Source organism: Gemmatimonadaceae bacterium, assembly GCA_036273715.1.
Classification (GTDB): Bacteria; Gemmatimonadota; Gemmatimonadetes; order Gemmatimonadales; family Gemmatimonadaceae; genus JADGGM01.
On sequence record DASUHB010000035.1, the window covers coordinates 1 to 22382 of the forward strand.

Annotated in this window: 18 protein-coding genes; 1 reads left to right on the forward strand and 17 read right to left on the reverse strand. The window is 65.0% G+C overall.

Features of this window, described 5'->3' with window-relative positions; all coding sequences use genetic code 11:
- Positions 1-1418, forward strand: a 1418-nt coding sequence (locus VFW04_08235) for a right-handed parallel beta-helix repeat-containing protein (GenBank protein HEX5179301.1), incomplete at its 5' end; no start/stop codon positions are given.
- Between the two features lie 115 nt (positions 1419-1533).
- On the opposite strand, the gene VFW04_08240 is transcribed toward VFW04_08235, so the two are convergent.
- Genes VFW04_08240 through VFW04_08320 form a run of 17 tightly spaced genes read right to left on the reverse strand, consistent with a single transcriptional unit; the run spans position 1534 to position 22380 of the window.
- A complete protein-coding gene (locus VFW04_08240) occupies positions 1534-2655 on the reverse strand; it encodes a glycosyltransferase (protein ID HEX5179302.1) in 1122 nt (373 codons plus the stop codon).
- Positions 2645-4063, reverse strand: coding sequence for an O-antigen ligase family protein (locus tag VFW04_08245; GenBank protein HEX5179303.1), 1419 nt, complete (start codon positions 4061-4063; stop codon positions 2645-2647). Before VFW04_08245 ends, VFW04_08240 begins: the two co-directional genes overlap by 11 nt.
- Positions 4060-5235: a glycosyltransferase gene (locus VFW04_08250; GenBank protein HEX5179304.1), complete on the reverse strand. Its 1176-nt coding sequence runs from the start codon at positions 5233-5235 to the stop codon at positions 4060-4062. The genes VFW04_08245 and VFW04_08250 overlap by 4 nt, the downstream gene beginning before the upstream one ends.
- Positions 5236-5240: 5 nt before the next feature.
- Positions 5241-6119, reverse strand: coding sequence for a polysaccharide deacetylase family protein (locus tag VFW04_08255; GenBank protein ID HEX5179305.1), 879 nt, complete (start codon positions 6117-6119; stop codon positions 5241-5243).
- Positions 6116-7294: a glycosyltransferase gene (locus tag VFW04_08260; GenBank protein HEX5179306.1), complete on the reverse strand. Its 1179-nt coding sequence runs from the start codon at positions 7292-7294 to the stop codon at positions 6116-6118. Before VFW04_08260 ends, VFW04_08255 begins: the two co-directional genes overlap by 4 nt.
- Entirely contained in the window at positions 7201-8343 is a 1143-nt protein-coding gene (locus VFW04_08265) for a glycosyltransferase family 4 protein (GenBank protein ID HEX5179307.1), read from the reverse strand. Before VFW04_08265 ends, VFW04_08260 begins: the two co-directional genes overlap by 94 nt.
- Complete coding sequence (locus VFW04_08270; GenBank protein ID HEX5179308.1) at positions 8340-9515, reverse strand: hypothetical protein; 1176 nt, start codon at positions 9513-9515, stop codon at positions 8340-8342. The genes VFW04_08265 and VFW04_08270 overlap by 4 nt, the downstream gene beginning before the upstream one ends.
- Positions 9516-9544: 29 nt before the next feature.
- Positions 9545-10534: an NAD-dependent epimerase/dehydratase family protein gene (locus VFW04_08275; protein ID HEX5179309.1), complete on the reverse strand. Its 990-nt coding sequence runs from the start codon at positions 10532-10534 to the stop codon at positions 9545-9547.
- Complete coding sequence (locus VFW04_08280) at positions 10519-11748, reverse strand: glycosyltransferase family 4 protein (GenBank protein HEX5179310.1); 1230 nt, start codon at positions 11746-11748, stop codon at positions 10519-10521. Before VFW04_08280 ends, VFW04_08275 begins: the two co-directional genes overlap by 16 nt.
- A complete protein-coding gene (locus VFW04_08285) occupies positions 11742-13139 on the reverse strand; it encodes a surface carbohydrate biosynthesis protein (protein ID HEX5179311.1) in 1398 nt (465 codons plus the stop codon). Before VFW04_08285 ends, VFW04_08280 begins: the two co-directional genes overlap by 7 nt.
- Positions 13136-14503 (reverse strand): polysaccharide pyruvyl transferase family protein, encoded by a 1368-nt coding sequence (locus VFW04_08290; GenBank protein ID HEX5179312.1) that lies wholly within the window; start codon positions 14501-14503, stop codon positions 13136-13138. The genes VFW04_08285 and VFW04_08290 overlap by 4 nt, the downstream gene beginning before the upstream one ends.
- Before the next feature lie 13 nt (positions 14504-14516).
- A complete protein-coding gene (locus VFW04_08295; protein ID HEX5179313.1) occupies positions 14517-16319 on the reverse strand; it encodes an ABC transporter ATP-binding protein in 1803 nt (600 codons plus the stop codon).
- Positions 16316-18547: a DUF4910 domain-containing protein gene (locus tag VFW04_08300; protein HEX5179314.1), complete on the reverse strand. Its 2232-nt coding sequence runs from the start codon at positions 18545-18547 to the stop codon at positions 16316-16318. The genes VFW04_08295 and VFW04_08300 overlap by 4 nt, the downstream gene beginning before the upstream one ends.
- Entirely contained in the window at positions 18544-19329 is a 786-nt protein-coding gene (locus tag VFW04_08305; protein ID HEX5179315.1) for a glycosyltransferase family protein, read from the reverse strand. Before VFW04_08305 ends, VFW04_08300 begins: the two co-directional genes overlap by 4 nt.
- Positions 19326-20783 carry a glutamate-1-semialdehyde 2,1-aminomutase gene (locus tag VFW04_08310; protein ID HEX5179316.1) on the reverse strand — a complete coding sequence of 486 codons (1458 nt, stop codon included), beginning with the start codon at positions 20781-20783 and terminating at the stop codon, positions 19326-19328. Before VFW04_08310 ends, VFW04_08305 begins: the two co-directional genes overlap by 4 nt.
- Positions 20780-21610 carry a carbon-nitrogen family hydrolase gene (locus VFW04_08315; GenBank protein ID HEX5179317.1) on the reverse strand — a complete coding sequence of 277 codons (831 nt, stop codon included), beginning with the start codon at positions 21608-21610 and terminating at the stop codon, positions 20780-20782. The genes VFW04_08310 and VFW04_08315 overlap by 4 nt, the downstream gene beginning before the upstream one ends.
- 8 nt (positions 21611-21618) lie before the next feature.
- On the reverse strand, positions 21619-22380 hold the full coding sequence (locus tag VFW04_08320; protein ID HEX5179318.1) for a class I SAM-dependent methyltransferase: 762 nt from the start codon (positions 22378-22380) through the stop codon (positions 21619-21621).
- Between the last annotated feature and the right edge of the window lie 2 nt (positions 22381-22382).

Below are 22382 nucleotides of genomic sequence, written 5' to 3' on the forward strand. Positions count from 1 at the left end.
CGCCTAACGGATCGAGCGGCGGTGCGGGCACGGCCAGCTCGCCCTGGAATCTGACGACGGCGCTGGCTGGCGCCGGTGGCCGGATCCATCCGGGCGACACGGTGTGGATGCGCGCCGGTACCTACGGGAGCGGCGGCTACAACCAATACACCAGCACCCTCACCGGAACGGCGAGCGCACCGATCATCGTGCGTCAGTATCCCGGCGAGCGTGCGACCATCAACGGCTTCATGACCGTGAACGGCGGCTACACCACGTTCTGGGGCATGGAGTTCATGGACTCCGATCCGTTGCGCATCTCGCATCAGTCCGGATCCTTCGCCACGGACATTCCCCGCGCCAACTACCAGGTGACGGTGAATGGGCCGGGCACAAAGTTCGTCAACGTCGTGGTGCATGACCTCGGGAACGGTCTCGCCGCCTGGGAGTCCGCCACCAACGCCGAAGTCTACGGATCGCTGTTCTACAACAACGGCTGGCAGGGCACTGATCGCGCCCACGGACACGGACTCTACATTCAGAATCTGAGTGGAACGAAGTTGCTGCAGGACAATATTGTGTTCGACAACTTCGATTACGGCATCCAGATCTATTCGCAATCGACGCACATCAACAACATCACGCTGGACGGCAACATCGCGTTCAACAACGGCACCCTCGGCACCTCCGAAGCGCAGGACATCGTCGCCGGCGGCACCGAGAACGGCATGCAGAACTTCGTCGCGACCGGCAACATGACCTACCGGAATGACCGCTGGAAGACGGCCAAATTCGGTCTCGACTATGGCGTACCCAGCTCCAACGGCCGCATCACGGGCAACTACTTCGGCGGAATGGTGCAGTTGCAGAACTGGAGCTCGTTGACATTCACCGGGAACACGCTGATCGGTGGCACGCCGCAAGTCGTCGCGATCGAGCTGATGAGCGGACAGTCATTCTCCTCGTACTCGATGACCGCGCAGCAGTATTTCGAGCCTGGTTCACTGGGCATCTCGCAGCCGTTCGGCACGGTGACCGCCACAGCCGGCGGCAACGGCTACACATTCAGCGATTGGCAGCGAGTCACCGGACGCGATGCCGGAAGCTCCTTCGATGCAGGATCGCCGAGCGGCCAGAAGATTGTGGTCGAGCCGAACAAGTACGAATCCGGTCGCGCCAACATCGCCGTGTACAATTGGAGCCATGGCGGTGCGGCGTCCGTCGACCTCTCGAGCGTTCTCAAGCCGGGCGACCAATTCGAAGTCCGTAACGCACAGAACTTCTACGGCGCACCCGCGTACAGCGGCACGTACGCCGGCGGGACGGTCAGCATCCCGCTGCCCAGCGTGGCACCGGTTGCGGCAATTGGTGGTTCGCCGACCGCTCCGTTGATGACAGCGCCAACGTTCTACGCATTCGTGGTGCTCAGGACGTCGTGACGCTCGCTCGATAAGAAACAGAGTCGTCCCGTTAGGAAACGTGCAAACGAAACGTCCCGGGCGCATCCGCTGGTTGCGGTGCCGCCCGGGACGTTTTTTTTTGGCTGCGCTCGCGTCAGACCGGGATGCGCTTTCCGCGTGCGATGCATCGGTACGCCTCACGGAGACGCTGTCCAAGCGTCTCCAACCCGCTTTCGTCGATCACTCGTTGACGACCGGCAGAACCGAGGCGACGACGGAGCTCGGGCGACTTCGCCAACTGGAGAACACAGTCCACCAGTGCGTCCTCGTCCCCGACTGGAACGTGAAAGCCGGTGTGACCGTCGCGTACGACATCGACGGTGCCGCCCGCGGCCGTAGCGACGACCGGAAGCGCAGCCGTCATCGCTTCCAGGACCACATTGGGAAATCCTTCGTGATCGGAGGACGATACGTAGATGTCGGCCTTGCCTAACTGGGCCGGAACGTCGGAGCGCTCGCCCAGCATCTCGAGTCCGTCCGGGAGAAGGCCGAGTTCCGCGGCCTGGCGTGACAGTTCCGCGCGCAATTGGCCGTCGCCGATCAGAACGCCCCGCAATCCGGGAATAGCCTGGCGAGCACGCGCAAGGACACGGAGCCAGACGTCGAATCGCTTGGCCGCGATCAAACGGCCCACCCCGAGCAGGACGACATCGCCCGTTGCCGGAGCTGCGCGGCGACCCGCCAAGGAAGCTAGCTCATCGAATTGCGGGACATCGATCGCGTTGGCCACCATTCGCACACGCGCCGGATGGGCACCAAATGCGAGAGCGGCGCGGCACCCCGCGCTCGAATTGGCGATCAGCCCATGCGGGGCGCGAGCCAACCACGGCGTCCACCGGCCGTTCTCGCTTTGCTCGAGCGTGCCGTCGCTGCGTAGCGTTCCGACGGAAAGCGCGCGGGTCCCGAGCGCTGTCGTCGCGGCGTAAAGGTTGGCGAAAAAGTGCGTGCTTTGGACGATGTGCGGCCGAAACCGGCGCGCCTCTGCTCGCAGCGCCGAGATTCGCTTGGCGCGACCGTGTCGCTCGCCGATCCACACGGGCGAGAATCCCGCATTGCGAACATCGGCCTCGAACGGCTCGCCGCGCGTGAGGGCGTACAGCCGTACCTCGGCGCCGCTGTCGCGGAGCGCTCGCGCCCAATAGAGCAGCTGTTTTTCTGCTCCGCCTCGCACCATGCTGCCGACGACCAGTGCGACACGGAGCCGCTCACTCCGCATGACCGAGGCGAGGCGTCAAGGCTCTGCGAAGGCGGTTCGCCTGTTCGGCCGGCATCAACTGGCGGAGAATCGCGACGATCTGAACTCGTTCCATCTCTGCATACACGCCGGCGACGAGAAACCAGAGTCCCTTCGATTGAAATTCCGTTACGGCGAACGAGATCGCGAGCACCGCTGTAACGAGCAGCCCGAGATGAAAGAGCCGTCGTTGTCGGCTACGCCATCCGACTACGGTAAAGGAGAGTAGGAACGCACTGAGAAGCACACCGCCCGGTATACCGTTCTCGGCGAACGTCTTTACCCATGCCGAATGCGCTTGCTTGTATTCGCCGGCAGCAAAGCCCGACTGTCCGCTCAACAGCGGCAACTGCTCCCACGTTTTTGCGAACCCGCCAGTGCCGACGCCAAGCGGATGCTGGCGGGAGATGTAGAGGCCGCCGATCAGTAGATCAGACCGGCCGCTCGTGCGGCCCGCCGCACTCCACTGGCTGCTGAAAAGTTTGTTCACGCGAAACAGCGCGCGGTCCGTCATGCCCGTGAACTGGGTTGCAATCATTGCCACAATCACTGCGGCCGCGAGGATCGCACCGAGGCGCCGGTGCAATCCAGAGATCGACATTGTGATGAACAGGACGCAACAGAGGGCGACCATCATGCCGCCGCGACTGGCGCTCAGAAAAACCCAAACGGCGTTGATGCCTAACAGCAGCGACAGCGTGGCGGTCCCACCGCGAAGCTTGCCACCCTCGCTATAGCCAAGGCAGATCGCGAGCATCGCGGTCACCGGGCACAGCGCCCACGCGTTTTCGTCGATGTAGGGCAGGACGAGGATTTGCAGGTTATACGCAAGTCCGACGAGCGCGCCCGTCACTCCGCACACGACGCCTAACCAATACAAGCCTTCCGTGTCGCGGGCCACGGCGACGAAATAGACAATGAGGCCAAACGTCGACACGATGTTCAGGACGTGCTGGATGCCGGCAGCCGGGTCGGGCGTAATCGTGAAACCGATGAGCAAATAGACGATGAACAATTGGAGTGTGCGCACGGTCGCTCCGCCGAGGCGAAGCACGAATGGAGCGCACAACACTGCCACCAGGACGAGCCAGTAATTGAACGTATTGAAGCGAAGGAAGCCGCCCGTGAAAACGAAGACTCGTGCCGGCGCATCCGTTGTGCAGATGATGCCGACGGAGAGCAGGCCGATGGCCGGATAACGGAGGCCGACGACGGCGCCGACGAAGCCAATGAGCGTGAGGAACAGCAGACCGTTGTGCAGTCCGAGCACGACACCAATCGCGCCGCCCGTCGCAGCCAGCACGGACGCCGTTAGGCCCAGGCGCTGCCAGCGTCCGTGGGAACGACTGACGCGAGCGTGGGGCCGGCGCGAGACGGCAGTCGTCGTCACGCGATCTCCCGAACGTCGTCCGTGTCCCACCGGTCGCGACACCGGTCCGCGATCTCCTCCGCCCAGCGCTCGAGCGTGTGCTGCTCGGCGAATCGCCGGCAGCGCGCGCGGCGCGCGGGCCAGTCATCCCAAGCGGCGGCACGCCTGACGGCGTCGGCAATCGCGTCGGCCAGCCCAACGGGCACGAGCAGTCCGCGTTCGCCGTTGGGACCCGTGATTGCGCGACCGGAGCCGACCGGAGTGGTGATGACCGGCGTGCCGCAGAGCATCGCATCGAGGCGCGCCTTGCAATAGCTCTCACTCAAAGACGGCAGCACACAAACGTCCGACTGCTGCAATCGATCGAGCAGCGCCCCGCGATTCAGCTGGCCGAGAAAGCGCACGCCTGTAGCATCGATCCGTCGAACCAGCGCCTCGAGCTCCGCACGCGACGGCCCATCACCCATAATCTCGAGCTCGATGCGCGGTGCGTCAGCCTGCGCGCGCAACGAGGCGATCGCTTCGATGAGGTAGCGAATTCCTTTTTCGCGAGAGAGGCGGCCCGCAAAACTGAGCCGCAGCACGCTGCCAGGCAGTCGATCGAGGTCCGGCTGCACGCGCTTCACTTCGCTGTCGGTGATGCTCGTCGCAAACACGGCCCGAACACCGTCCGCCGGGAAGTCGGCGGCGGCGCCTGTGGCGAGCATGACGTGCTTTCCCGTAGCGAGTGCGCGCATCCACGCCTTCGTGAGCCGATTCCAGACCGTGGTTTGCGTGTTCGTCTCCCAGGAACTGCAGTAGCGGGCGAAAATGCGCTTCCGCTCAGCGATCGCGATTGCCATGCCTAACAGCGGAACGTCGCCCGGCAGCGGCACATGGACGACGTCGGCGCCGCCGATTTCGCGCCGTATCGTACGCGAATAACCCGGAACGCGCGTCAGAAACGACAGCTTGCGACGCCAGTCGTGTCCCGTCGGGCGCGCGAGTGGCACCACCCGGGCCGTCGCGGGCAGCGGGCTTCCTCCGTCACGCGGCGGAATCTCGCAGATGACAATCGTCATCGGGCCGAACACGGAGGCGAGTGCCGCCATCTGGCCTGGAAAGCCGCCATCGGTCAGCCACACGCCATCGGCGTCGCGCCAGCACTCCTTGAACGTGACGACGCACACTGGCATCGATGCGAGGGCGGGCATGTAGATCATGCCTCGACCGTGGTAGGCACGGCGGCGCCGACGAGATCACGGGGCAGCGCGCACCGTAACCGGCCCGCTCGCTTCCACTCCGAGACGGTTGCCAGGAAGTGCTCGAGCTTCGAGTCCGACTGCGTGCTATCCGGATCCGAAATCGAGTGCGGATGTCCGTACACAACCCACAGCCCGGGCTTGCCGAGGTTCGCGCGCATGGCGTTGAGGACATCGTCGCGAAAGCCGCACGTCGTGTTGAGCTGAAGGCAGAGGATGCCCGAGATCGAGCGCGGCATTCCGGGAGCGCGATGGCACTCGGCTGTAATGCGGTCGCGGACGCGCAGCAGCGCAGATCTGAACGCAGTGCGGCACACCTGATATCCCGCCTCGCGCAGCGTCGTGCACAAACGGGGAATATCGATGCGATCGCGTGGCACGCTCCGGCGTTCGGACAAGCTTATGGATGCGGCGCGCCAGTAGTCGAACGGCTGGTTGAAGGGCGGCACGAACGTGATGACGCGCGCTCCAATGCACTGCTCGAGCGCATCGCGGCTTTCCCGGACGGTGGTTTCGAGCCCGCGGATGCCGACCGCCGGCAGCCACTCGTGGTGAAACGAATGACTCGCGACTTCATGCCCCGCGCCGTGAATGCGCCGGATCTGCTCCGGATCATGGTATGGGCGCTGGCCATCGAGCGCAGCGGCACCAACCACGGCGAAACAGGCGGGCACATCGTAGCGGGCGTGCGCTTCCAGGACGCGCTCGGTGTTCTCGAACTCGAGATGCCCCCACGTCGCTTTCCCGTTAGACAACCGCGACCGATCCGCACCCCATTGGGTGTCGTAGTCCCAGAACATCACCAGCGTCGAATCCGCGATCCGCATGGCCGTCATGCCGCCGTGTGCGGCGCCGCCGGTACGGTTCGCCCGCGCGTCGACCCCGGCGCAAGGGTTTCGAGAGCGACGTCGTATTCACGCTGTGCCTTCGGCTCGATGTATCGGGGCGGCGCCGTTAGGCAGCTGGCAAGGCCCCTCACGACGCCCCATGCGTGCCGCAGGGGCGACGACGAACGGGGATCGGACGCGAAGGTCGCGACATCGTACACGGCGCCGTAGGCGAGATCCGCCCAAAAACGAAAGCGGTCGAGACGCGATGGCGCCGCGTGCCGCTTCCAGATGAAGTAGCGGTTACGCACTTCCATCCGTCCTTTTGCCACCGATGCGGGACGTCCCTCGACGGCGTGAAAATGGGACACATGCGCGTCGCCGCACCACACGAGCTTCCAACGTGCGCCGGCTCGCAACGACATCTCGAGGTCCTCCCCCTGTGCGTAGCCGGAAAAGAAGAGTGAAAACCGGCACTCGTTGAGAACCTCGCGGCGATACGCGACCGCACCACCCGGTACCACCTGCACGTGTCGCAGTCCGGTGAAGGGTGCCACCGTGCTCGCGGGAACGGATACACCGCTCGAAAGATACGAGCCCGGCTCTCCGCGCTCGGCAAGCCGCAAGGCCAAGCGTGCGCGCCAGCGCCCGGACAGCCGATTGTTCATCTCGTTGATGATGGCGCCGGCGACTGCCCCGATCTGTCGTGAGGCATCCTCTACGAACGCGCGCCGAATTTCACGGAAGTATCCGTCGTGCGGCACGCAGTCGTCATCCAGAAAGAAGACGAACGCTCCTGCAGACGCGTCAACGCCGACGTTGCGCTGGAGCGTCAGGCCGGCCGGGCTGCGCACGTAAATGAGGTCGAACGGCGACTCGGCAGTCAGACTCCAGTCGCGGACGGCGCGCTCGGTATCTCGGCCGCTCGAGCCGTCGACGACGACAACCTCACCGGGTGGATCGGCCATCTCATTCAACGCGGCCAGCAGCGTCACGATGGCGACGGGCCGCTCGTACGTGGCAACCACCAGCGAGCAGTCCGGTAATTCGGGCCGACTGGCCCAAGCCTTCCGGAATCCGGTCAACGGCGTCACGTGCCTCTGTGCCGCGGCATCGCCGCCACCCGTTCGACGAGCGAGAGCATCTCCGGGAACCAGCGCTGCAGCGAGTATTCGCGCACGCACCGATCGCGACCGTTTGCGCCTAACGCCGGCAGGATCTCCGGCGATCGCGCCACCGTGCCGAGCGCCTCGTGCCACTCGTCCGGCGTCTGGGCGAGGAAGCCGGTCTTGCCCGGCTGCACGATTTCACTGTTGACGCCGACCGGCGACGCGATGGTCGGGAGTCCGGCCGCCATTCCCTGCAGCAGCTTGAGCCCGCATTTGCCGCGCTGAAACTCATTGTCGGCGAGCGGCATGATGCAGACGTCGAACAGGCGGCCGAGCGCGCCTTCTTCCTCGGCGCGCCACGGGTGAAACGTCCAGCGAAATCCGGGGGTCGAGATCGATGGGTGCGTGTTCGTGACGATGACGAACTCGAAATCGAACTCGCGTTGGGCGCGTGCGATCGTCTCGAGGTACGGAAACAACGTATGGGCGATCGATGCATCCGATCCGGTCCAGCCGATCCGCACGGGCCTGGACGCATCGGCGGCCGACCATTGTCGGCTCTCGTATCGATCCGTGTCGACGACGGTCGGAATGACGGTCACGTGATCGTTGTACCGGCGCGCCCAGTCGGCGAGGTACGCGTTGCCTGGTGTGACCCACGCGGCGTGTTCGCACATCCATCGGACGCGCTGTTCGGCGCGCTGCGAGCCGGAGAAGATCGCGTCGTCGAAGTCGAAGATGACGCGAGCGTTAGACCGGAGCAGCAGGCGCTCGTGGAAATGCCGGCCCCCGGCCAGATCCCGATTCACGAACACGACATCGACGCCGCGCGAGGCGGCGATGTCGGCGAAGCGGCGCACCTTCATGACGCCGCGTCCCGAGCGATAATGCATGCCGCGCGCGAGCCGGGTGGGCAGCCGGCTGCGCCACTGCCGGTCCGGCTTGTTCGGTCGGTGCAGCACGTCCCAGCCGGCGTCCTCGAACAGTGGAATGAACTGGACGAAGCGCATGCGGCTGGCCGGATCGAAGGCGCTCTGGGTCATGCCCATGAGCCGCCCAACGGGGCGGCGTCGTGCCGCGGGTTCGGTCCGACTCATCGTGCTCAACGTGGCCTGCGGCGTCATCGATCGCTCCGATCCGTTCGTGGGGACCGCGACCACAGGCCTCGCGCGGCGTCGAGCAAGCGGCGGCGGCGCCGCAATTTCTGGTTTTCCTTCTGCAAGCGGGCGAGCCGCACTTGCAGTTGCCGGATGTCGTGCTCGCCGAAAATCGGCTCGTCGGGATAGAGGTCGCCTAACGGCGGCGCTCCCTGCCCACCCGACGGGACGTGCGATGGCCGTATCGCGTCACCGCGCGCCAGGCGCTCCAGCACCTCGGCCACGCGCGGCGCAGCCGGTCCGTCACACTCGAGGCAGTCGTGCAGGACGTCGTTCTGGTAGGCTAGTTTTCGCGCAGTCGGGGCAAGCACGTCACCGAGAACCGGACCGATCTGGTCGCGCGCCGAAATGGTCCACGCCGTAGGGACGAAGCGCGGGACGTTGTGATAGTCGAGCGCTGCAACCGGCCGGCCCAACAGCATCGCTTCGAGCATCGCCGTACTCGGCGTCGTCACTACGGCGTCGGCTCGCTCGACGATGGCGGCGAGCTCGGTGCTCTCCATCTCTCGCACCAGATTCTCGATCGCGAGCGGACGCGCGATCTCGCGCCCGACGCGCCACAGCACCGTGAGGTCCGGTCGCGTCTCGAGATACGCCTTCACATCGAGTAGCGATTGAAGTGTCGTCGCGCGCTGACGCTCCGTGAATCCGGGATTCTTCGCCGTCATCACGAGGATCGTGCGCCCCGGCGTGCGGCGCGGCACAGCGGTCCGCGAGACCAGGTGGTCCAGGCGCGGCATTCCGATGGCGAGCGTTTTCCCAGCGTTGCCCCACCCCGCGATTTGGCGCGCGCTCTGGTTGCCGAGACACGCAATGTAGTCTGCCAGCACGGGCTGGTGCTGCGGGGCCCCGCCGCCTTCACCGAAGAGCGGATTCTCGTATTGGCAGCGCCACTCGAGGATCCCGTCCTGGAGAACGAGCGATGGAATGTGCTCCGCGCGTGCAGCATCGAGACACTGCGCGATCTCGTACGGCCAATCGTTCACGCATACGACGACGTCGGGACGCGCACGGACCAGGGCCTCGGGATCCCACGTCTCATCGTACGTGAACTCGGCGCGCGCGCCTAACGCAGCCTCGACGGGCCTGACGTGCGCAAACTGGTCGCGCAACAGACACCAGACGCGAATCGGCGTCACGGGTGCGATCCCATTGGAAGGCGCGGCGTTCACTCGAGCCACACCGGCGGCAACTTGCGCATGATCTCGATGTTCTCGAAGCGCTTGGCGCGCCGCGCACCGACCACGCGGGCCCATGTGGCCATGCGCTCGATTCCATCCTCGAGCGATACGGGCTGCGCGGCGCCGAGAAAGCGGCGCGCCTTTTCGTGCGTCGCGTATGCGTGCAGCACCTCGTTGCGCGGCGGTAGATATCGAATCGTCGGCTCGACACCGAGCGCCGACCCCACGACGCGCGCCAGCTCGTTGACCGAATAGGGCGTATCGGCGCCGACGTTGAACGTCTCGTTGTATGCGGAGGAGGCGCAGACGCTGCGTGCGATGAGCGGCGCGACGTCGCCGATGTAGCTGAAGGCGCGCGTCTGCGTGCCGTCGCCGAAGACCGTCAGAGGTTCACCGCGCATCAGCTGATTCATGAAGATGCCGATCACGTTCCGGTAGCGATCTCCAATGTTCTGGTTCTCCCCGTAAACGTTGTGCGGCCGAAAAATGATCGAATTGAGACCAAACATCTCGTGCGCCGCGCGGAGATCCAGCTCCACGGCGTACTTGCTGACGCCGTACGGATCTTCGGGTTGCGGGACCATTGCTTCATCCATTGGCAACTGCCCTGCGCCGTAGACGGCAATGGACGAGGTGAACACGAAGCATTTCACGTCGTGCTTGACCGACTCGTTGATCAGATTCGCGCTGCCGATCAGGTTGTTCGTGTAGTTGAACCGGCGGATGAAGTGGGACAATCCCTCGGCGGCATAGGCCGCCAAGTGATAGACGAATTCGAATTTTCGCTCGGTAAAGAGGCGCGCGACGAGGACGTCGTCGGTCACGGATCCTTCGACGAAATCGGCAGCGGCGGGCACCTGGTCTTTGAACCCGCCGCTGAGGTCGTCGAGAACAGTCACCTCGTGCCCGAGCTCCAGGCAGTAACGTGCCACGTGCGACCCAATGAAGCCGGCGCCGCCTGTTACGAGTGAACGCATCTGCAATCTCCAAGTTGTGCGGAAGCGACCGCTGGCGACGTGATTTCATCGACCAACGCCGCGTATCGCTGGATGAGCTTCTCGCGCGAGAACAACCGGCGATATCGATCGCCGCCGCCGGATGCGAGTTCGGCCGCAAGTCCGGGCACCCGATGGAGCTTGGCAAGCGCTTCGGCGAACCCGTCGGGCGCGCTCGGGTTCACGAGCAGGCCCGTGTGCCCGTCTACAATCATTTCGGGAACTCCGTCTACGGCAGCGGCAACGACCGGCGTGCCGAGCGCCATCGCTTCGAGTACGACCAGCGGCATGGCTTCGGCGCGCGATGGCAGAAGCAGCACGTCCGACGCGTAGATGAAATCCAACGCGTCATCGCGGCCGCCCATGAAGTGCACGCGTGCGCGCACCGGATGCTGCGCCGTGCGGCGTCTCAATTCGTCAGCCCACGCGCGGTCGTGCACCGGTGCGCCGACAAGGTAGAGTTCGAGGTTGGGCGCCGCCGCGATGAGCGCGTCCAACTGATCGAGGAGCGTGTCCTGGCCCTTGCGATGCTGCAACGTCGCGACGCACGTCGCCGCATAGCCGTCGCGCGGTATGCCTAACCGTGCTCGCACGGCTTCGCGCGCCTCCAGTTGGACACGGGCGACGTCAGCCTCCCTACAGCAGTTGGGCACATGGTACGCCGGCTTCGCCGCGAGCTCCGGGAACGCGAGCCATTCGTCCCGGCAGCGCGATGACACGAAGATGAGATGGGTGTAGGACGCCAGGATCCGGAGCGCCGACTGCAGCGCGACGGGCTGATGAGGTCCGCCGAAATGCCGCGGTGATTCGTGCACGATGAGCGCGGCAGGGCCGTTGCCCCGCACAGTGCGCACGATGGTCTCTCGGTGGCTGCCGAAGGCATTAACCAACGTGAGGGCAGGACTCAGATGGCGCAGCGCCCGCCGATGACGCATATCGAGCACGCCCCATTTCGCCCAGCGTGCCAACGCCCGCGTAGTTTTGCGATGACGCATGCTGGCGGGGAACGGAACGAGCTTCGGCGCTTCGAGCCAGCGCGTCGTGGACACGCCGGCGGAGCGCACTGCGGCGAGACGCGCGTCGTCGGTTACGACGGATACCACCTGCCCCGACGCGGCGAGGCCGTCGAGAATGTCACCCGCGAGGAGATCGGCGCCGTTGTAACCCGTGAGGGAACGCGCGATGAACGCTAACATGCTTCCTCGCTGCGCTCTTCCGCATCGGCACACACGGCGTCGAAACTCCGGTACAACTCGTCGACCGCTTCTCGCGTTGGGCGCGTCACGGGGGCGCGCTGTCGCGCCCACCGCCACGGACGCAGCGAGGTATTGCGCGACATGCCGATGGCATCCTTCAATCGGCTGGTCAGCGTCGCGCTCTCGGAGCGGACACCGTGCTGCGCAGTCTGGTGTGCGAGGGCCGCGCTCTCACCGCTTTCGGCATCAGTGCGCATCGGCGGCAGTATCAACGCGGCGATTTCGTCGGCGCACCGTACCGCCGCCATGCCATCGCTGGCGAAAAAATTGTTCCGCACGAACGTCTCACGCGCGTCCCGTCGTTCTCCTGTCTGAGACGCACCGCCAACGATGTCGCATAAAACGCGTTCGCACTCTTCCAGATCGGCGACGTCCTGGTTCGCGCGGTGATAGAGCGGTGGCAGCTCGTCGTTCCACGATGCAGTCGACGGCAACTGGATGACCGGCTTGTCCAAGAGCCACGCTTCGGTGGACGTCGTCGAGCCGCATTGCAACAACGCCTCGCAATGATAGAGAAACATGCGCGCGGGCTCGTTGGTCGCCAGCCGGACATTCGGCTGACCGCGGACAAGCGACTCGTACTTGAGCGGCGACTCCCTGGGATGGACCTTGATGATCACGACCCAATCGCGGTGACGGCGCGCGAGCTCCATGACCAGGGCGGAGTGTTCTCGAAAGACCGTGCGCTGGTCGCCGATCTCGCGTCTGATCTGCTCTTCCGTTAGGCTTCCGAGCTCGGCGCGCTCGGCGATCTGGTGGTCCGTGAGGCCGTCGGCCTCGGGCGTTCCGGTCGCCCACACCAGTATCGGCGCACCTGCGCCATCGAATCCCTGACGTCGCAGGAACTCCACGCGCGTTCCCATCAGCCGGTGGTAGCGCGCGTGATAGAAGTCGAATCGAGGAACGCCCACGGTCCGGATCCGCGACGCCGAGATGCCGTGCGAAGCGAGGTGCTCCGCGCTTCGCGATCCCCACACAAGGAAGCGATCGACTTGCTCTCGCGCTTCGGTGTCGTTGCCTGCGATGTGGTCGGCATCGGACGGATACAGTCCGGCCACCGGTACGATCACGACGCGCATGCCGAGGGTCTTTGCGCGCGCCACCTGGCGCACGCGAGAATCCCAGCCGAGTATGTCGAGGACGATTGCGTCCGGCGCCTGCCTTACGCAGGCGTCATCGACATCGTCGGGCAGGCAGAAGCTTGCGGACACGCCGTGGCGGCGCGAGAGGTGGTACGCGACGAGTGCCAGCCCATCGAGGTCGCGGCTCGGTCGTGGCACCGAGATGAGCACGCGGCGCTCGACACGCGTACGGGGACGCGGCTCGATCATGAGCGGCCCACCAATGCGGCAGTGGAGGGCGCGGGACGACGCCGCGCCGCGCCGCGAGCAGCCACTCGTGACGCGACCAACTGAGCGAGGTCGAGATACGCCCGGCGCCCGGCGGCAATTTGGCGCGTCGCCGCGTCGAGCAGCGACGGACGCGTCGCGGTCGCGCAGTCCCACGCGCGGGCGATCTCGCGACGGAGGCTCGCGTCCGCACCATCTTCCTCCAAGGCAACGACGCTGCATCCGTCACCGAATTGGTCGGCGAGACCGCGAAACTTGCCGAGGAAGTACGATGACTTGGCGAGACACACAACTGGAATGCCCTGCGACGCTGCGAACACCGCGGCGTGATAGGCGCACGTGACAACGATGCGGCAACGCGACACGCGTTCGATCATCGCCGCCGGTGTGTCGATGGCGCCGCCGTCGTTTACGTCTCCCGTATAGTCCGCAAGCAGGGCGCGGATGGAGTCGACATCACTGCCGTCGATAGGGAGCGGCACCATGGCCGCGCGTTTCTCATGCGCGAACCCGTGGAGCGCCGGTCGCAGCAGGTCGCAGATCGAGGCGTCGAGTGCCGACGAAGACGACAGCCGCACGTTGACGCCGATGGCTTCGCCTAACACCGGATGGCGGGCGCGGTACGCCGGCTCGATCGCGTCGTCTCCGGTGATGCGCACGCGGCGAGCATCGACACCGGCGTCTGCCAGCAACGGCTTCCCCAGCCGCTGTTCTCGAAGGGCGATCAGATCGAGGTGCGGCAAGACCTCTCGGGCGCGCCGACGCAGCTCGTCGTCCGTGTCGAGGGGGCCCAGTCCGTGGCTCATCATCGCCGCCGGGGTTCCCCGTCTGACGGCCATGTCGAGCAGCTCGAGCACGGGCATCGCCCATCGATGTGCGTGATCGGTGATGCCGCCAGCACCAGCGACGATCACCAGATCCGCCCTGTCGACGGCCGAACGGAACGTGTCCATGTCCTCGGCGACGTCCGCCGGGACCGCACCGCGAACGCGCAGCGCGAGATCGATCGCCCCCGGCCACCTTCTCCTCACCGCATGCCGTGAGCGCACCAGTGCCCGGGACGCGGCCTTGGGCAAAAGACCGTGTAACCGGCCAAGCAACGTGCGATCTGCAAGCCACGCATCGCGCCCACGCCCGGCGACCGGTTGCACGCGGGGGCAGTAGCGTGCGAGGCGCGCGGGATCCCACGTCATGACGCGGATTTCTCCGTCGGGCCAGATCTCGCCTAACCGCTCGGTCGCGACCTGCAGCATCGCGACGTCGCCCATGTTGCCGCAACGATAGTCGCCGCAGTCGACCAGGACCCGCACACCCGGCACGGACGCGGCCGGTTCAGGATGCTCCATGGCCCGCACAGCGTTAGACCGTTGGGACGTACGCGTTGTCGAGCTCCTGCGCCTCGCCGGTCTGGAACTGCCAGAGACGCCGGTAGGTGTCGCACGTGCTGAGCAGCATCTCGTGCGAATCGAGCCCCATCAGGCGGCCGCGATCGAGCACCATGATGCGATCCGCCGCGCGCAGCGTGGAGAGGCGGTGTGCCACGACGAACGTCGTGCGCCCTTCCATCAAGCGCTCGAGCGCCTCCTGCACGCGTCGCTCGGATACGGAGTCGAGGCTGCTCGTTGCTTCATCCAGGAAGAGCAACGGCGCGTTCTTGAGCAACGCGGCAGCAATGCAGATGCGTTGCTTTTGTCCCGTCGAAACGCCTCGGGCGTCGCGCCTCCGACCAACAATGGTGTCATAGCCGCGCTCCATCCGCATGATCTCGTCATGCACGTTGGCCGCGCGTGCCGCAGCCTCGACCTCTTCCATCGTGGCTGTGGGCCGCCCAATGCGAATGTTGTTCGCGACCGTGTCGAGAAACAGAAACGGCTCCTGCATTACGATGGCGCAGCGATCCATCAAGTCCTTGTAGCGAATCAGCCGGAGATCGACGCCATCCACGAGAATGCGTCCCGATGCCGGATCGTAGAAGCGCAAGAGCAAGGACACCAACGTCGACTTGCCCGATCCGGAAGCTCCCACGATTCCGATCGTCTCACCACGCTTGAACGTCGCCGACACCCCCTGCAGCACGAGCGCCTCACCGTACGCAAAAGAGACGTCCTGTAGCTCGATCTCTGCCGGCGCATCGAGCAGGGGCTGCGCCTCGCGCGCATCGCGCACGTCCGATTCCGTGGAGAGAATCGCAGCGACGCGGCCGAGGTGCGGGAGGTACTGGCGAACGGTGTTGTAGACGCCAAGCAAGTCGACGATCGGCGAGTACACGGCCATGATCGCGATGAGAAGGCTGAGCAGCGATTGCCACGACAGATGATTGAGTGCGACGTCACGGCCGCCGATGATGAGCACCGCGACCAGTCCCAAACCGGACACCGCTTCGACCAACAAACGCGCAAGGTTCTTCGCGCCGTTCTGTCGCACGACGAACCGGTAGAGATCGTGTCCAATAATGCGCGCGCGCTCGAGCACCCGCGGTTCAGCGCGGTTCACCTTGATGACGCGGAACCCGGAAGCAACCTGGAAGAAGCTGTCGAACAGCGTGCTCACCGTGAGCCGCTCACTTTCGGATGCGCGGGTGATGTGCTGTCCGAAGTAGTACGCCGGGACGAGGCCTGCCGGCAGCGTGATCAGTCCAACGATCGCCAACTTAGGACTGATCACCCAGCAAACGACCGCCAGGCCCGCAAGTCGCGACAGCGAGAGCACGATCGTTCCGAGCGCCAAGGTCACCTGCCTGATGCCCTTCACGTCTTCGTACGTCGACAACACCATCTCGCCCTGGCTGTTGCGTTCGATGCTCCGAACGGAGAGCGTCATGAACTTGGCGAGCACACTCTGCATCTCACCGATCTCGACGTGGTGTGCGAGCCGAACCGACGCTTGCTGGCCGAGATACGTCGTGAACACGCGAAGCAGCCAGATGCCGAAGATTGCGATCGCACCCCACACGAGGGTGCCGGCATCCCGGTGCATCTCGTTGCTGAACAGCAACAGCACCTTCCGCAGTGCCCACACGAGCATTCCCTGAAGGAACCCCTGCGACAGGGTCGCGATGAGCAGCATGATGCTGAGCAGCGGATGCCGCCGCATGGCGCGGACGCCTAACATTAGCGCCCGGCGCACGGTGTACTCGCGGGCGTGCTGCAGAAGCTCCGTCATCGGTCGGCGGGCCGATGGGAGGCCATCGGGCTCGCCGTGCTCGCGGCCGGCACGGGGCCCAACCGCAGAATCCCGCGGCGCTCGAGCTCGGCGATCGTACCGCGTGCGGCTTCGAGAGAAATGCCGCACTCCTTCGCGATCTGCCTCACAGTTCTGGTGCCATCGACAAGAAAAAGAATGTCGAACAACGCCTTGTTGCCTTCCGGGTTCGTGTAGAAATCGATGTGCGCGCCGAATCGCGAGCAGAACACTTCGCCCTTGTACAGGTTCACGGGGACGCACTCCGCTTCGAGCGCATCGATCATGCGCAGCACCAGATCTCGGGAAGCTTCCAGGCTCTCGCGCCGGGCGAGCGCGGGCGTGTCGTTGCTCGAGTGATAGCCGCGATACGGCCACTCCGGTGACTCGGGGCGCACCACACGAGAGAGCGACAACATCGGGGCGCGTACACCGGGCGCGTTGTACTGGCGCTCGTCGTTTCCGATGACGGTACGGAACGCACCCGTCCATCCCTGCGGGTCGGCTGCACGCAGCGCCTCACCGAACACCTCATCGAGCGGCGTATTGCCGGCAAACGATAGCTGCAGTGCGTGCGGATGCTCGAGCCCGAGCATCTCGAGAAAGAGGCCGCCGGTTAGGCGCGGAATGAGATGTTCGTTCCGACTCAGGTACGCGACGGATCCGATGGTCTCGGGGACGATCGTGAAGCGGTAGGTATAGTGAAGGTCCCGCCGCGCGAGCAGCGCGCGCATGACATCAATCCCGACCACGACGCCGCTGAGATCGTCGTTCACCATGTGCGGATGACACAAGTGCGCGCACAGCATGACGATTTCGTCGCTCGAGCCGCGCGCGACCACTTCGCCGACCTTCAACGTGTCGAACGCGAAGGTGGTGCGAATAACAACCCGATACTCGTCGTCGTGCAGCGAGTCGCGAAGGGTCTTGCTGCAGCACAGTCCCCAATCGCGCTCGTAGTACTTGAAGATGAACGGAATCGCATCCGGCTGCTTCTCATCGACGTGCAAGTGGGCAAGCAGCGTCTCTCGCGAGACGACTCCATCGAACGGCAGCGAGTACGACACCACGTGCAACGGATGATCGGCGTACGAAAACAGCCGCTGGCCATCGACGGTTTCGAGATACGCCTCGTGGCAGGTCCACCTCTCGGGCACGATCCAGCTCCAGCATTCGCTGCCTGCCGGATATTCGTGCACCGCCATCGGCACTTGCCGGGCGAGCGCGGCCAGCGCGGCGTCGTAGCCGTCGGAGACGATGTCGCGCGGCAAACGCCAGAGGCCGTCGATCATCTCGGTCATGGACGCGTTGGCGCCTAACGAAACCGGGAAGCGCCTCGGCGGCACGCGCCGGCGTTCCATCTCGATCGGATCCGCCGCCGGTCCGCGCGCGGTGAACCAGGGATCACGCCGCAACTCGCGCGCGATCAAATCGTACAGCGGCGCGCAGGCGGCCGTGCGCACCGCGTCACGCCCAACGGGCGCGAGCGTGCAGATGCCTGCCGCGCGAGCCGCGGCTTCGAGGCGAGTGAGGTGCGGTTCGCTCTCGTCCCCGAGGATACGAACGTTGAACACCCATCCCGTTTTCCGCTCCCGTCCCTGCTCGCGGACGACGCCGGTGAAGAGTTTCCGGAAGCGGAATGGCACGCCTACCGACTCCTCGACGAAGTGCTGAAAGCTGGCTTCGCTCAACCCGACGCCGATCGTGCACACCTTGCCGTTCGCGGCACGCAGGCGATCGAAGACGCTGCCCGGACCGAAGCACGTCGGCGGCACGTCGCCCAGGATGGCGGCGGCGAGCGGACCACACCCGGCCACCGAATGAATGGGGTCGCCCGACCGGACGGTCCCGGCGCGCCGACGAAAATACTCGAGAAACGGACCGAACGTGCTCCAGGGTCCGCCTTCCGTCGGCGTGTGTTCGATGTCGAACGGCTGCTGGCGGCAGAACGAGAACGTATAGGTTGGAACGAGCAGCGTGCCCGTCGGACCAAGCACGTCGTCGAACGCGCGCATGAGCATCGCGCTCGTCTCGTCATCGGTCGCGCAGCCGTACGGGCTGCCTAACGCATCGAGACCGATGTGGGCAAAGATGAGGTCGCCTGATTCGATTCCAGATGCGCGCAGCGCGTGGACCAGATCGGCCTGCGTGTAGTCGCTCGCGCCGGTCAACGGGGGGCGAATCGGAGCGGACAAGGTGGTTTCCGTCATGCGTCGACAGGGGTCGGCGTTGCAGCAAGGGCGAGCAGCCGGCCCGACTGCGCGACCGTCTGCGGAACAATGTACTGCGCATTCGACCGCGAGAGCTCGGCGTCCTGTTCGGCCTGTCGAACGAGGTCTTCCATCGTGAACGAAGCGCCGTGCGATGGATACAGGGTCTCGATGAGGTGCCGGATGAGTGCGTAGTCCTCGGCGTAATCGAGCGTCCAGCGATGATGCAGATAGAGATTTGCCGGGTGCTCGAGGTTGTGGACGCGAAGTCCGGCGTCCCAGAAGTACGGAATCACGTGCTCGCGCTGCTGCTGCGTCATCGCCTCGCGCCACGCGCGCGCGAGGGCGTGGGACGGGATGACGTCCAGGTCGAGTCCGTCCGGGAACGTGAGGGGGTGCCGATTGGTCACGAGATCGGCCTCGCCATCGTGGTCGAGCGCATAGCGGACCATTGCATCCACGATCATCGGATCCACGAGCGGACAGTCGGCGGTGACGCGCACGACCAGGTCGGCGCCTGCGAGAACGGACGCGCGATAGTACCGATCGAGGACATCGCTCTCGCTCCCACGAAACGTGTCGACGCCTAACGATTCGCAGCAGGCCACGATCGGATCGTCGCGGCGGTCGCCCGATGTCGCGACCACGATGCGATCGACGGTTCGAGACCTGCCCAGACGCTCGAGGAGGTGCGCAAGCAGTGGACGGCCGGCCGCCGGCATGAGGACCTTGCCGGGCAAACGCGTCGACCCCATCCGCGCCTGTACGATCGCCGCGATCATACCGCGCCTTCGGGACCGGTGCAGCACGCGAGCTGCGGCGCATCCGGATGCAAGCGGCCGCAACGAGTTTGACAGCATCGATTGAACGTCCGGAACACCGGCTTCACGGCGTCGCCGAGGAACGACGTTTCGACGTTGTCCTCGTCGATGGCGCGGCGCACCTTGCGCATGCCGTGTTGCAGCGCTTCGAGCGTGCGTGCGATTTCCTCATCGCCGTGCGAGTACGTGATCGTGATCCATGGAACGAGCACGCCCCACGAGATCACTTCCTCATGGAACGAGGTGTGCAGCGCAGGCCACGGCGAGCCATCGGCGCGGGTACAAATGATCTGCGGATTGCAGTCGAAGCCGATCACGCGCACGTGATCGGACACGCCTTCTGCCGCGGCGAGGTCGCGAACGCCCTTGACGAGCTTTGCGCCGAGCGACCAGATGTGATCGCCGACGTTCTTACGCTGATACTCCTCGAGCGTTGCGCGACACGCCGCGAGGCCGACGGTTTCCGAGGTGTGTGTCTGCGAGAGGAGGAACACGCGGCGGGTGTCGTGGCGCAGACCGCCTAACTCCATGATGTCCCGGCGGCCGGCCAGACACGAAAACGAGTATCCGTTGCTCATTGCCTTACCGTAGCAAGCCAGATCCGGATACACCTTCCATCGATGGTGCGCGCCGCGCAGGTCGAACTTGAGTCCGCTGATCATCTCGTCGAAGATCAGCACCGTGCCTTCCCGGCGCGTCAGGTCGCGCAGCGCCTGCAGAAAGTTGTCGCGCGGCTCGTCGTTCTTCACCGGTTCCAGGATCACGGCAGCGATCTGCCCGGGATACTGTGCGTACAGCGTCTCGAGGCTCGCGATGTCGTTGTATCGGAAGCTCACGGTGAGCGCCGACACTTCGTCGGGCACACCGGCATTCGTCGGCGTCGTGCCGATGAACCAGTCGTGAATGCTGAAGAACGGATGCTCGCGGCACACGGCCACGATTTTTCGGTTGGTGTACGCACGTGCGAGCTTGATGGCCGCCGTCGTGACGTCGGAACCGTTCTTCCCGAACTTTACCATCTCGGCAACCGGCAGCAGATCGACGAGATATTCGGCCAGCTCGTACTCCAGCAGGCCGGGGCGCGTGAAGTTCACGCCTAACTCGATCTGGCGGCGTACCGCCTCGTTCACCGCCGGATAGGCGTGGCCGAGGACCATGACGCGATTGCCCATGGCCCAGTCGACGAATCGATTGCCGTCGACGTCCCAGCAGTACGCACCTTGGGCGCGCGCAATCAGCTTGGGCGACCGCGCGGGAAACTGATCGTCTCCTTTGCTGTAGGTATGCGTCGCCGCGGGCACGATGTCGTGAAAGTGCTCGTTGAGCTCCTCGCTCCTGGCGAAGTTGCGAACGGGGCCGGTCGGCGCGGGAGGCGTCGCGGCGTGGAGGCGAATATCGGTAGCAGCGTCAGTCATTGCCGGTTGGCGAGTTGAGCGGGCGTGCCGTACACGTCGGAACGGCGATCGCCCAAGAGATCCATCTGCGCACGCGCATGCGTCACGCGGGAAAAGTCGAGTGTCGCGAACAACAGGTCTTCCTTCTCGCCGCCTTCGACGATCGGCTGGCCTAACGGATCCACGATCATGGAGTGGCCCGCGAACTCGGTGCTGCCGGACGTGCCTGCGCGATTGCAGGCGATGATGAACAGTTGATTTTCGATGGCGCGTGCCCGCACCAGCGTGCGCCAATGCTCCACACGAACGGCCGGCCATTCAGCGGGCAGAATGACCAGGTGCGCGCCCTCGAGAGCATATAGTCGGAACAGCTCCGGAAAGCGCAGGTCATAGCAGATCGCGGCGCCGGCCGTGCACTGCGGCAATGCGAAGGTGACGGATGCATCGCCGGCCGACAGATAGTGCGGCTCATCCATGAGGCCGAACAAATGCACTTTGGCGTACTCGGCGATGAGCGATCCGTCGGGGCCATGAACGGTGAGCGTGTTGCGAACGCGACCCAGCTCATCGGACAGCAGGAGCGACCCGGCGATGAACAGTCGATGGTGCTGCGCCAGACGCGCGATTTCGGGCAGGACCGATGCGCGGTTTTCGTGCGACAGCGCGGACGCATGCTCGAGGTCATAACCGGTCGACCACAACTCGGGCAGAAGCACGAGCTCGGCGCCGACACTGCTCGCCGCGCGCACCTGCGCCGCGGTGCAATCGACGTTTGCCCGGATGTGGCCTAACCGGACGTCGGACTGGACGACGGCGACGCGGAGCGCGCGCTGGGTGGCGTCGGACATCGGACGCCTCACTCGCCCATGCGCGCCGCGACGAACATCCACGGCAGGTACACCGGCCCGGTGAACTGCATGCGGCGGCCGCTCTGCATCGTCTGCGTGAAGGTGCCCAGACCGCCCGAGTCGGGCCGGGGCAAATCGATGTCGATGTCGAACGGCTGCGCGCGGAACTCGCGACATCCGTGCATCTCGCAGAACGCGCGAATGCGGCGCAGGCTGTAGACGTTGATGTGATACGGCGGCAATTCGGGAACGACGGCGTGGTCGTACACGAGGCACTCGGTATCCACGTCGGCCTCGGCGAAGAGTGCGCTCAACACCAGCCATCCACCGGGCTTCGTCGCGCCGAGCAACTGGGCAAGCGCGCGTTCGTGGTCGGGGAGCCAGGAGAGCGTCTGCAAGAGCATCACGAGATCGTACGACCGGCCGCCTAACGCTTGATCGAGATCGAACAGGTCGCCGGTGACGAGGGACACATCGAGCCCGGCCTCGGCGAAGTGTTCGCGGGCGACGGGGAACAGCATGTCGCCGGCAAGATCGAGTCCCGTCCACCGGAAACCGCGGAGTGAGCGGCTGAGATACATGATGTTCGCGCCGGCGCCGCACGCGACGTCCAGCGCGTCGCCGCCCCGCAAGGAAAGCCGCGACAGGAACGTGTCCAGGTGCACCGTGCTGCGATACGGGCGATCGAACTGCCGCGTGTGATACGCGAGCTGGCTTTCGTCGGTCCAGAGCTTCTTTTCGTCTTCGCTGATGCGGGTTTCGGTTTCCATGG